Origin of the sequence: Kineosporia corallincola (assembly GCF_018499875.1) — a bacterium.
Lineage (GTDB): Bacteria > Actinomycetota > Actinomycetes > Actinomycetales > Kineosporiaceae > Kineosporia > Kineosporia corallincola.
On sequence record NZ_JAHBAY010000006.1, the window covers coordinates 496,650 to 507,677 of the forward strand.

The window sequence follows — 11,028 nt, forward strand, 5'->3', positions numbered from 1 at the left end:
GATCAGTCTGACCCGGCAGGCGGGTTCCACGGCGAACCGCACGCCGGGTTCCATCGGCACAGTCTGCCCGGAGGCCCTGGCCGGATCACCATGCTCTTCATCTCACACAACCTGGCCGTGGCGCGTTACGTCAGCGACAGTGTTCACGTGGTGCGCCAGGGACGGGTGGCCGGGTCGGGCCCCGCCGACGCCGTCCCCGGTCACCCACAAGACCCCTACACGGTCGAGTTACCGGCGTCGGTGCCGGTTCTCGGCGAGAAACCGCACCTGGAGGAGATCTAATGGTGGCCGGGCTGATCCTGCGCGAGGCACGCCTCGTGGGTAGTGCCGGACTGGTCGACGTGGTGGTGCGCGACGGGCGGATCACGTCCGTGCTGCGCGCGGACGACGAGCCGCCCGCCGTCCCGACCGGACTGGAGGAGGTACGCCTGGACGGGCGCTGGCTCGGCGCCGGGCTGTGGGACAGCCACGTGCACTTCACCCAGTGGGTGACGCTGCAACGGCGCGTCGACCTGTCCGGCACCGGCAGCCCGGAGGAGGCGCTGGCCGTGGTCGCCGAGGCCCTGGCCGCCCGGCCGGCCGACGGCCGGCCGCTGGTCGGCTACGGGTTCCGCGACGGGCTGTGGCCGCACCCGCCGAGCCTGGCCGCGCTCGACGCCGTCGCCCCCGACCGGCCGGTGGTGCTGGTCAGCGGCGATCTGCACTGCGGCTGGGTGAACACGAAAGGCGCTGCGCTGCTCGGCATCACACCCGACGAGTTCGGCCTGGTGCGCGAGACCGAGTGGATCGGGGCCGACCACCGGCAGCTGGGCGGCCTGCCCGAGGTCGGGGAGTACCGGGAGACCGCGCTGGCCGCGGCCCGGCGTGGGGTGGTCGGCGTGGTGGAGTTCGAGAACGCCGACAACCTCACCGACTGGCCGGCCCGGGTGGCCGCCGGGGTGGACGCCCTTCGGGTGCAGGCCGCGGTCTGGCCGGACCGGCTGGACGCCGCGGTGGCCGCGGGTCTGCGCAGCGGCGACCCCCTCGACCCGGAGGGCCTGATCACCTTCGGCCGGCTCAAGGTGGTGGTGGACGGCTCGCTGAACACCCGTACCGCCCTCTGCCACGACCCCTACCCCGGCCTCGACCCGGCCCACCCGCACGCCTGCGGGGTGCAGAGCGTGCATCCCTCGCAGCTGCGGGAGCTGCTGGAGACCGCCTACCGCAACGGCGTCGAGGCGGCTGTGCACGCGATCGGCGACAAGGCCAACCAGCAGGTGGTGGACGAGTTCGAGCGGCTCGGGGTGGCCGGCACCATCGAGCACGCACAGCTGGTCGGCGCCGCCGACTTCGAGCGGTTCGGCCGCCTCGGCCTGATCGCCAGCATCCAGCCCGAGCACGCGATGGACGACCGCGACGTGGCCGACCGGCACTGGGCCGGGCGGACCGACCGGGCATTCGCGTTCCGCTCGCTGCACGAGGCCGGGGCGGTGCTGCGCCTGGGCTCCGACGCCCCGGTGGCGCCGCTCGACCCGTGGATCTCGATCGCCGCGGCCGTCGGCCGGTCCCGCGACGGCCGCGAGCCGTGGCACCCGGAGCAGCGCATCCCGCTGTCCGTGGCACTGGAGGCCAGCACCCGCAGCCGGGTGGCCGAGGGCGAACCCGCCGACCTGGTCGTGCTCGACCACGACCCCACCACGCTGTCGGCCGAGAAGCTGCGTGAGCTGCCCGTGGCCGCCACCCTGCTGGGCGGGCGGTGGACCTGGAACTCACTCTGAGACCGGGCCCGATGCGGCTACTGGTTAGGCTGCTGCGACGCAGCAGTCCGGACAGGAGGTCCACGGGTGCCGGTGTTCACGCACGACGACACGCAGACGGAGTACGAGGCCCACGGTGACCCGGAGGGCAGGCCGGTGCTGGTGCACCACGGCCTGGTCGGCTCGGCCGGTCTGGCACCGGTCTGGCACGAGCTCGCGGTGCGGGCCGGCCTCCGGCTGGTCTCGGTGGCCCGCCCCGGCTACGGCCGGTCCACGCCGGTGCCGATGACCTCGATCGCCGACTGGGCCGGGCTGGTCACGCCGTTGCTCGACGAGCTGGACGTGGACCGGTTCGGGGTGCTCGGCGTGTCGGCCGGGGCGCCGTACGCCTACGCGCTGGCCGCCACGATGCCGGAGCGGGTGCGGCGGGTCGCGGTGCTGTCCGGGACCGGCCGGGTGGACGAGCCGGAGACCCGCGCGCTCTACCCGGACGAGGCCCGGCACCGGCTGGAGAGCTTCGCGACCTCGTCGCCGGAGCAGGTGCGGGCGTTCTGGCACGGCAACATCGCCATGGGCCTGGCGCTGAACCCGGCGGAGCACCCGATGCGCCGGCCGCTCACCGACACGGCCGCCCACGGCGCGGCCGGGCCCGCCCGGGAGAGCGTGAACCAGCTGCGGGACTGGGGTTTCGCCCTGGAGTCGGTGACCACCCCGGTGAGCCTGTGGCACTCCCGCGCCGACGAGCAGGTGCCCTACGCCGCGGCCGAGATCGTGGCCGGGCGGATTCCTGGGGCGGTGCTGCACGAGCAGGCCGAGGCCGGGCACCTGCCGTCGATGGCCTCGGCGGTGGGAGCCGTCGAGTTCCTGGCGAGCTGATGCCGTGGGCGGGCCGGCTCCCGGTGGGGATCAGCCGGCCCGCTCGATGCCCAGAGGCCCGATGCCCAGATCCGGCAGGCCGATTCAGGCCGCCAGCCGGTCGATGGTGCTCAGGGCGTCCGCGAGGCTCTGGTCCGACGCCTCGCCCAGGTCGAGGGGAATCATCATCGGCGACTCCCGGGCGAGGGTGAGCTCGGCGGTGACGAACACCGGGTCGGTGACGCCGAGGGCATCGAACACGTGGCGCAGCCAGGGTTCCCGGTGGTCCCAGCCGTGCCGGGGCGTGCCCGGCCCGTAGCCACCGCCGCTGGCCAGGGCGAACACGAACTGCTTGTCGCCCAGCCGGCCCAGCGTGCGGTCGGGCGTGACGATCCGGTCGAGCCAGGACATGAAGCTGCTCGGCGGCCCGAAGTTGTACAGCGGCAGCCCGATCACCACGCTGTCGGCCGCCAGCAGCTCCTGCACGAACACGTCGCCGAACGCCCAGCGCTCGGCCTGCTCGGCCGTGCGCTCGGCCGGTTCGGCGAAAAGCGTTGTGTACGAGGCCTCGTCGAGGTGCGGGACGGGATCGGCGGCCAGGTCGCGATAGGTCACTGTGCCGTCGGGCCGGGCCGCCAGCCACTTCTGCGCGAAGCGCGCGGACAGCATACGGCTGCGTGAGCCGTCACGACGGAGAGACGCATCGAGATGTAGAAGGTTGCTCATAGATAGAAGGTGTATCACCAATGATTTCCAAAGCACAATGCTTCAGCTGTGGCATGGACGCCGCGACGTAGACTGGGCACATGACGCAGGAGGTGACCCGGGCAGAGCCGGAGGAATCCCGCCGGTCCGGGGCGGACCTGCGCGTTCTGCCGATGCTCGACTACCTGGCCCGGCTCGGCCGGCGAGCGGTCGAGAGCCAGGCCGGCACGCTGCGTCCCCGGCACGTCATCGCCCTCGAACTACTGCGCGACCAGGGCCCCTGCGGTCAGCAGCGGCTGGCCGAGGCACTCAGCCTCGACCCGAGCAACGTGGTCGGTCTGCTGAACGAGCTGGAGCAGCGCGAGCTGATCACCCGCCGGCGCGACCCGGCGGACCGGCGACGGCACATCGTCGAGCTGTCGGGCAAGGGCCTCGACGAGCTCACCCGGACCGGGCAGCACCTGGGCGGGATCGAGGACAACCTGTTCGGTTCACTCACCCCGCAGGAGCGGCAGACGCTGCACGCCCTGCTCAGCCGGGCGGTCGGTGCCTCGTCGGAGGCCTGTGTCGCGGCCGGAAAGATCCCGCCACCGGCGGAGTGCATCGCCTGATGCCGATCTGGCCGTTCAGCCGCACCTCCGCACCCGCCCGCACTCCCACCACCGACCTGATCACCTGGTCGTCGGGCGTGCACACCACCGGCCACTCGCTCGACGAGGCCCGGGCCTTCGCCGCCCGAAGGGGCCGCCCGCTCGGGCATTTCGCCGTCTTCCCCAGCCGCGACGCGGGCCCGGCCGGACTGGCGGACACCTGGTGGCTGCCGCCGCGCGACCTCGGCGAGATGATCAGCGTGGCCGTACCGATGACCTACGACGGCGGGTCGCTGGCCGACGACCTGTCGGAGCCGCTGCGGCGGATGGCCGGCGCACTCGCCGCGGACGGCCGGGTCTGCGTGATCCGGCTGGGCTGGGAGTTCAACCTGGCCAACTGGCCGTGGCACGTGACGGAGGCGAATCTACCGCAGTGGCGGGCTCGATTCGCCCAGTACGCCAGTCTTTTCCGCGCCGAACTGGGAGAGCGGGCGCTGGTCGGGCTGAACGCCAACATCGGCGGCTCGCAGACCGGCATGCGCCCCGACTGGGCCGAGCGGGTCTGGATGCCGGAGCACATGCACTGGGCCGGGCCGGACGCCTACGACTGCTACGAGCCGTACACCACCGACGCCGCGGTGGCCGCGCACTGGAACGGGCAGCACGGACTGCGCTGGTGGTCGGACTTCGCTCTGGCACAACGGGTTCCGCTGGCACTGCCGGAGTGGGGCGTGGCCTCCGGCACGCAGTGGGCCGGGCACCGCGGCGGCGACAACCCGCGCTACGTCGCCGAGATGCACGCATTTCTGCGATATCACGTCGAGCGCGGCGGAACGGTGCTGCTGGACACCTACTTCCACGAGCGCGAGCCGTATCTGCGCAGCGACTTCGACGCCAACCCCCGGGCCGGCGCGGAGTACGCACGACGCTGGGGCCCCGCGGTGGGGTGAACCCGCCGCGAGACCCCGGCACCCCGGGTGAGGTACCGCCCGATCGCGACCTCGTGGCGGCCGATCATCTCGACGAAGGCTTCGCCGTCACCGGCGACGGATCTGGCGATGAGGTCGGGGTCGACGTTCGCCACGACGCGGCCGGGTCCTGGACCGTGTGCGGCGCGGGCTCCTCGTCGTCCCTGATTGGACCCGGCTAACGACGGTCGGCCAGCAGCCGCAGCTGGAGCCACGTGCACAGCACGTCGTCCGGGTCGTTCAGGTCCACACCGAACATCTCCTGGATGCGGCGCACCCGGTAGCGCACGGTGTTGTCGTGCACCACGAGATCCGTTGCCACATGGGTGACGTCGCCGAAGGCACCGAACCAGGCGACGAGGGTGCGGGCGTACTCGGTGCCGTGCGCCTCGTCGTGCTCCAGGATCGCGGTGACCGGTTCCAGACGCAGTTCGCCCACGACCAGGCTCTGCTCGGAGAGCGCCTGGAGCAGCACCCGGCTGCGCAACTGCTCGGCCAGCGCGACCCGAGGCCGGTCGCCGTCCTCGCGGTCGTCGTTCTCCCAGGGTCCGGGGTGGGCGAGCACCCGGAGCATCCGGTCGGCCGTCCGCCGGGTGGCGGGCACCTCGGTGAGGGCTGACGCGGTCGGCCCGATCGCGGCGACCACCTCCACGCCCACCGAGCGCTGCACCGCCCGGGCCAGGTCGGCGGCGAGCGCGGCCAGCCGGGGCCGGGCCGCGGGCTGGTCCATCGGCAACAGCGCGTAGACCACGTTGCCGTCGATCGCGGTGGGCGTGCCCGGGTGCCAGGAGTCGGCGTACAGGCTGACCACGTCGTCGATCGGGGTGGTGGCCAGGCGCACGTCGGCGATGGTGCCGAGGCCGCGCACCGCCAGCACGGCGACGGCGGTGCCGCGCTGGAACCCGAGCCGGCCCCGCAGGCCGGCCGGGTCCCCGTCGCCGTCGAGCAGGGTGCGCAGGGCCTCGGCCCGGGCGTGGCGTTCCGGGTCACTGCGGGCGCGGGCGCGCAGCAGGTGCAGGGCGGCGGTGCGGGCGGCGTCCACCAGGATCCGGCCGGCCTCCTCGGCCAGGGGAGGGCGGTCGCTGATCACCCAGATCGTGCCGATCACCCGGCCGCCGGCCCGCACCGCGACGGCGAGCCGGTCGGCCACCCCGGGCTCGGGCGAGGGCACCGTCACCGCCTCGGGGCTCTCCGCCACGGCGCGGTACATGTCGTCGGTGAGCGGGCCGTTGAGGGCTATCCGGCCGAGGATGCCACGGCGCCGGACGCCGTCGGTCTGCTGGCCGGGAAGGTTGGAGTGGGCAATCACCCGGCGCTGCGGGTCCTCGATGATCACGGCCCCGCCGACCGCCGAGGCGATCGCGTTGGCCAGCGCGAAAACGTCACCGGCGCCGATCTGCTCGAGGCCCGGGTGCTGGTCGACGGCGATCGCGGCACGCCCGGCGGTCAGCAGCGAGTCCAGGTGCCGCCAGGACGCCTCGGGCGGCGCGGTGAGCAGGGCGAGGCCGGCCGACCCGGCCTCGGTGGCGAGCCGGGTGAGAGCCTCGCCGGATGCCTTCACCACGATCGCCAGGTAACCGGCGTCGGCGGCGGTGCGTATCAGGCTGATCGCGGCGTGGAGCGAGGCCTGCGCGCCGGGCAGCAGCAGGAGGCCGGACTCCGCGGCCGGCACCGGTTCGTCGAGACCGCCGAGCACGACGTCACCCACCGGATCGCCGAGCCGGCCGGCGTCCACCACGACCCACAGCGTCTGCGGGCCGAGCAGGTCCAGCACGGACGAGAGCTTCGGACCCATCCGGCGATCCTAGGTCGGTTGTCCGTCTCGACAGGGGGGCGGGTCGCTTCCTGGTACGCCGCGCATGGCCGAGGCACCTGCCGATCCACCAGGCTGTCGGCATGACCCTTCCGGCCTGGCTGCTCGGCGAGATCGCCACGGTGCCCGCGTACGACGGGTTCGCCGGTGTGGACGAGCTCGACGCCGGGCTGCACCGGATCGCCGGGCACTACCCGGAGGTGGCCTCGCTCAGCCGGTGCGGCAGTTCCGGCCAGGGCCACCCGATCTGGTGCCTCACCGTGGACCTGCCCGGTGACGTGCCGGAGGCGCTGGCCTACGGGTTGCCGCACCCGAACGAGCCGATCGGCGGGCTGACCGCGCTGCACCTGGCCGAGCGGTTGTGTGCCGACGCCGGGCTGCGCGAGCGGCTGGGGCACCGCTGGCGGATCGTGGCCTGTGCCGACCCGGACGGTCTGCGGCTCAACGAGGGCTGGCTGCGCGGGCCGTTCACCCGCGCTCACTACTCCCGGCACTTCTACCGGCCGGCCGGTCGGGACCAGGTGGAGTGGACGTTCCCGATCAACCACGAGGACGCCTATTTCGACGAGGTGCTGCCCGAGACCCAGGCACTGATGCGGGTGATGGACGAGCACCGGCCCGCCCTGGTCGCGTCGCTGCACAACAGCGAGCTGGGCGGGGCGTACTACTGGATGAGCCGCGCCGAACCCGATCTGCACCCGGTGCTTCAGCAGATCCCGGTGCACCTGGGCATCCCGCTGCACCGGGGCGAGGGCGAGGCGGACGGCCTGGAGATGCTCGGCGAGGCGATCTACGAGGCGGCGCCGCTGGAGAAGGTGTACGCGCGCAGCGTCGCCGACGGCGGGCAGTGGGTGCAGCAGGGCGGTTCGAGCACCTGGTACTGCGGCCGCTGGAACGCGCTGATGCTGGTCAGTGAGCTGCCCTACTGGCTGGACCCGGCGGCGGACGACACCCGCGCCTCCGGCGTCGGTCATCGTGACGCCCTGCTGGCGAACGCGGAACGGCTTGAGGACGCCGCGGGCACGATCACGGGGATCCTCGCCGATGTCGAGGGTCACCTGATGGCGCCGGCGTCCCCGTTCTGGCGGGCCACCCGGTTCTACGCCGGTTTCCTGGCCGAGGCCGGGCCGGCCAGACGGGCGCGGGCCGGCGAGACCGATCCCGGGCGCATCGCCACCGTGGCCGAGGCGAACTCGCTGGACTCGAACGTGCACGAATGGCGCCTGCGCTACGGCGGCATCCTGCGCCGGGCCCTGCGGGGCGAGGTCGCCGTCGGCAATCTGAGCGGGCCGGTGCGCTCCGCGCTCGCCGAGATCGAGAGCAGGTACGAGACCTGGCTCGCCGCCGACCACCGCAACGCCGAACTGGCCCCGATCGAGATCAACCGCCTGGTCGGGGTGCAGTACGCCGCGACCGTCTCCGCGGCCGCCCACCTGGCCGGAAAGCTGGACTGACGCATGCATGTGTTCACCGAGTACGGCCGGCAGGAAGCCGCCTGGATCTGGCGGCTCGTCGACGAGAACCCGTTCGCCCTGCTGATCACCACGGGGGACGGCGTTCCGCGCGCGACTCACGTGCCCGTGCTCTGGGCGCCCACCGCCGACCGCCAGGGTCCGGTGGAGGGCGCCACGGTGCTCGGCCACCTGGCCGCCGTCAACGAGCAGACCCGCGACCTGGCCGCCGAGGACGCCACCGCGATGCTGGCGGTGTCCGGCCCCCACGCCTACGTCAGCCCGTCCACCTACCAGGCCGAGCAGGCGGCTCCCACCTGGAACTACGCCGCGGTGCACCTGACCGGCGCGGTGCGGGTGCTGGACGCCGACGAGTCGCTGGACGTCATCCACCGCACGGTCCAGCACCTGGAATCCTCCCGCGAGGAGCCCTGGGACCCGTCCGGCTCGCTCGCCTACTGGCGGCGGATCCTGCCCGGGGTGCGAGCCTTCGCGATGACCGTGACCTCGGTGTCGGCCCAGTTCAAGCTGAGCCAGGACAAGCCCGCCGACGTCCGCGCCCGGGTGCGGGCCGATGTCGGCGATGACGTGGCCCGGTGGATGGAGCGCACCGATCCGGACCGGGCGCTGGTCGGGGCTCCGTGGGAGGGGAGGCGGTGATCAGCTCGGCTGCGTGCGGGGCTGCGGTCTGCGGTAGTCTGTGGGCGTGTTGCCCTCGTAGCTCAGGGGATAGAGCAACGGTTTCCTAAACCGTGTGTCGGAGGTTCGAATCCTCTCGGGGGCACTTAGGTCATGGTCAACGATGCGGCGGGATTGCCCGCCCATTCGCTTCAGCGGACGTTGACGGCGCATTCGCTGCCCAGCAGCGGCGTCATCCGTCACCCGTGCCTCGTCCCGCAGGTCCGGGAGCATGAGGGGTGACGGATTGCCATGGAGCCGGTGACTCAATGGGTTCAGGTGACGTGGACCAAGGCTTCGCGCGGTGGCCGTGAGGCAACGACGCGCAACGCGGCACCCGCCGGTTTGCTGCTGCCGATCGCCGCAGCCCCGCTGACGCACGACGTCACGATGCGGGAGGAGGAGGGCTTCAGACCTGAATCTTCCTACGAGACATCCGGTCTCGATGCCGCGACCGGACGATTGAGGCATGGTTCGGTCAAGGTCAGGCCCCGGGGTGATGCGCTGAGCGTGCGCCTGATGCCGTTCACCATCGGCTACCCTCCTCGTCGACGCCGGCCCCCGGCCCTTCTGATCGGCCCGGGTGACTGGGTCCGCTGGGTGATCAATTACCGATTCTCCGGCTATCGCGGCTGGAGCTACTCTCAGGTGACCGTGAACCTGGCCAACGGAAAAGTCCCTCTGGAAACGTTTCTCGGGCACCCGACGAGAACGGTGGACGACCGGGTCAGCTTGTTCTGAGCGCCCGGCTCCACTCGGCGAGTCGATGCGGCAGGATAACTGCCGATACCAGGGACAGTCGCTTGACTTCGGCCGATACCCGTTCTCCGGCGGGATTCACCATCACGAGATCGCCTCCGTCACCGCCCCCCTGAACGTTCGGCGGGCCTGGCGCCTGGTCGCCGCTGACGCAGGCAACACCGACCCGATCAGCCACGCCGTGAGGAAGGCCGCCGCAAGCTGCCTGGACGACAACGGGGTGCCGATACGCCGGATCTCCGACCAGCTCGGGCACGCGCGTCTCTACGACCCAGGGCGTCTACCTCGGTCAGGGCTTGGCCGATCGCCAGAACCGCAGAGATCCTGGAAGGGCTCTGCACACCGCCGGGCGGGCGAGACAGGCACGACTCTTGAGCGGGTGGCTAGATGAGTCCGAAAGCTTCGCGTAGATGGGCCTTCTACCCTGGGCCCACCTTGGCGGTCTGGTCGGGGTGATCTCGAGGCCCCTGACGTCACAGACGTATTCGCTCTCGTCGCCAATGTTGTCGCAGCTTCCTGAAAAGTGGCTCTGGCGCAAGTTTGGTGATCATGGTGCTAACAGGACCACTTTGCGGAGCAGGTCGAGGTTGGCGCGTCCGTAGAGCTTGCGCTTGATCATCTTGATGCGGGTGTTGTGGCCTTCGACTGGTCCGCTGGAGTAGGGCAGGGGCAGTCCTGCGCGCACGGCGTCGTAGTCGGTGAGCAGGCCACGGGCCAAGGATTTCAGCTCGGGTTGATCGGTAGCAGCGTTCACCTGCGCAAGCCAGGTGTTCAGATTACGGTTGCCGGTTCGTCTGGTCATCATCTCGGCGAAGGCGCTGACATGCTGTGCCAGTTGAGCCAGGGGTAGGCAGTTCTCCAAGAGATGCCCGAGCTCATCTTTTCGTCAGCGCCAAGGTCTTCGGGGCGGGTGCACAGCTGTCGGGTCAGCTCGCGCACAGTCAAAGGTTTGCGGGCGGGCTGGTGGATGGTCTCTCGAGGCGCCAGGGCTGGAGATACTTGCGCAGCGCGCTGCCTTGCCCTCGGTAGCCTCGTGCCTGCAAGCTGGCGCAGGAGAACGGCGGCGTTCGTGATGCCCGAAGTCCATTGCTGGAGGAGGAACTCACGGTGCTGGTTGAGCTCTCGTCCGCGGCCGGCAGCAGCAATGGACGTACCGGTACCTACAGCCTGAGGTCCCCCCGCTTCTCGGAAGCGGTGATTACCTGGCGCGGGCTGGCTCCAGGGGCTGGTTGACGGCGACCTGTTCGGGGTGGCCGTTGGGGTAGCGGGCTTCGTATTGGTCGGGGCTGAGGTAGCCCAGGCGGCGTTGGATGCGGCGGGTGTTGTACCAGCCGTCGATGTAGGCGAACAGGGCATTCTCCGCCTCGTCACGGGTGCGCCAGGCTGTGCGGTAGACCAGTTCGGTCTTCAGGGTGGAGAAGAAGTTCTCCATCAGGGCATTGTCGTAGGAGTCCCCGACCGAGCCCATCGACG

Annotated in this window: 12 protein-coding genes and 1 tRNA gene; 9 read left to right on the top strand and 4 right to left on the bottom strand. The window is 71.5% G+C overall.

What is annotated here, in order from left to right:
* Window positions 1–90 precede the first annotated feature (90 nt).
* The 3 genes from KIH74_RS17395 to KIH74_RS17405 all read left to right on the top strand — a co-directional run bounded on the left by KIH74_RS17395 (window position 91) and on the right by KIH74_RS17405 (window position 2,612).
* Entirely contained in the window at window positions 91–282 is a 192-nt protein-coding gene (locus tag KIH74_RS17395; protein WP_214157002.1) for a hypothetical protein, read from the top strand.
* Window positions 282–1,757: an amidohydrolase gene (locus KIH74_RS17400; RefSeq protein ID WP_214157003.1), complete on the top strand. Its 1,476-nt coding sequence runs from the start codon at window positions 282–284 to the stop codon at window positions 1,755–1,757. The genes KIH74_RS17395 and KIH74_RS17400 overlap by 1 nt, the downstream gene beginning before the upstream one ends.
* A 66-nt stretch (window positions 1,758–1,823) precedes the next feature.
* Window positions 1,824–2,612 (top strand): alpha/beta fold hydrolase, encoded by a 789-nt coding sequence (locus KIH74_RS17405; protein ID WP_214157004.1) that lies wholly within the window; start codon window positions 1,824–1,826, stop codon window positions 2,610–2,612.
* A gap of 84 nt (window positions 2,613–2,696) precedes the next feature.
* Here the strand turns inward: KIH74_RS17405 and KIH74_RS17410 are convergent, their stop codons facing one another.
* Window positions 2,697–3,317, bottom strand: coding sequence for an FMN-dependent NADH-azoreductase (locus tag KIH74_RS17410; protein WP_214157005.1), 621 nt, complete (start codon window positions 3,315–3,317; stop codon window positions 2,697–2,699).
* An 80-nt stretch (window positions 3,318–3,397) separates the two neighbouring features.
* On the opposite strand from KIH74_RS17410, the gene KIH74_RS17415 reads away from it, so the two are divergent.
* Together KIH74_RS17415 and KIH74_RS17420 are read left to right on the top strand one after the other, a co-directional pair.
* Complete coding sequence (locus KIH74_RS17415; RefSeq protein ID WP_214157006.1) at window positions 3,398–3,907, top strand: MarR family winged helix-turn-helix transcriptional regulator; 510 nt, start codon at window positions 3,398–3,400, stop codon at window positions 3,905–3,907.
* Window positions 3,907–4,836: a hypothetical protein gene (locus KIH74_RS17420; RefSeq protein WP_214157007.1), complete on the top strand. Its 930-nt coding sequence runs from the start codon at window positions 3,907–3,909 to the stop codon at window positions 4,834–4,836. The genes KIH74_RS17415 and KIH74_RS17420 overlap by 1 nt, the downstream gene beginning before the upstream one ends.
* Window positions 4,837–5,032: 196 nt before the next feature.
* Here KIH74_RS17420 and KIH74_RS17425 read toward each other — a convergent pair whose 3' ends face one another.
* Window positions 5,033–6,649 carry a helix-turn-helix domain-containing protein gene (locus tag KIH74_RS17425; RefSeq protein ID WP_214157008.1) on the bottom strand — a complete coding sequence of 539 codons (1,617 nt, stop codon included), beginning with the start codon at window positions 6,647–6,649 and terminating at the stop codon, window positions 5,033–5,035.
* A gap of 101 nt (window positions 6,650–6,750) precedes the next feature.
* Here KIH74_RS17425 and KIH74_RS17430 point away from each other — a divergent pair, with 101 nt between their 5' ends.
* The 4 genes from KIH74_RS17430 (at window position 6,751) to KIH74_RS17445 (ending at window position 9,537) form a co-directional block, all read left to right on the top strand.
* On the top strand, window positions 6,751–8,121 hold the full coding sequence (locus tag KIH74_RS17430; RefSeq protein WP_214157009.1) for a M14 family zinc carboxypeptidase: 1,371 nt from the start codon (window positions 6,751–6,753) through the stop codon (window positions 8,119–8,121).
* A gap of 3 nt (window positions 8,122–8,124) precedes the next feature.
* Entirely contained in the window at window positions 8,125–8,778 is a 654-nt protein-coding gene (locus KIH74_RS17435) for an FMN-binding negative transcriptional regulator (protein WP_214157010.1), read from the top strand.
* 51 nt (window positions 8,779–8,829) lie between these two features.
* A tRNA-Arg gene (locus tag KIH74_RS17440) sits at window positions 8,830–8,902 on the top strand.
* Window positions 8,903–9,048: 146 nt separating this feature from the next.
* Window positions 9,049–9,537 (top strand): hypothetical protein, encoded by a 489-nt coding sequence (locus KIH74_RS17445; RefSeq protein WP_214157011.1) that lies wholly within the window; start codon window positions 9,049–9,051, stop codon window positions 9,535–9,537.
* A 565-nt stretch (window positions 9,538–10,102) separates the two neighbouring features.
* Here the strand turns inward: KIH74_RS17445 and KIH74_RS17450 are convergent.
* Together KIH74_RS17450 and KIH74_RS17455 are read right to left on the bottom strand one after the other, a co-directional pair.
* The gene (locus tag KIH74_RS17450) at window positions 10,103–10,417 is read right to left on the bottom strand and encodes a transposase (protein ID WP_214157012.1); all 315 of its coding nucleotides are present in this window, start codon (window positions 10,415–10,417) and stop codon (window positions 10,103–10,105) included.
* A 336-nt stretch (window positions 10,418–10,753) separates the two neighbouring features.
* Window positions 10,754–11,028: IS3 family transposase (locus KIH74_RS17455; RefSeq protein WP_214157013.1), on the bottom strand; the 275-nt coding region annotated here is incomplete at its 5' end.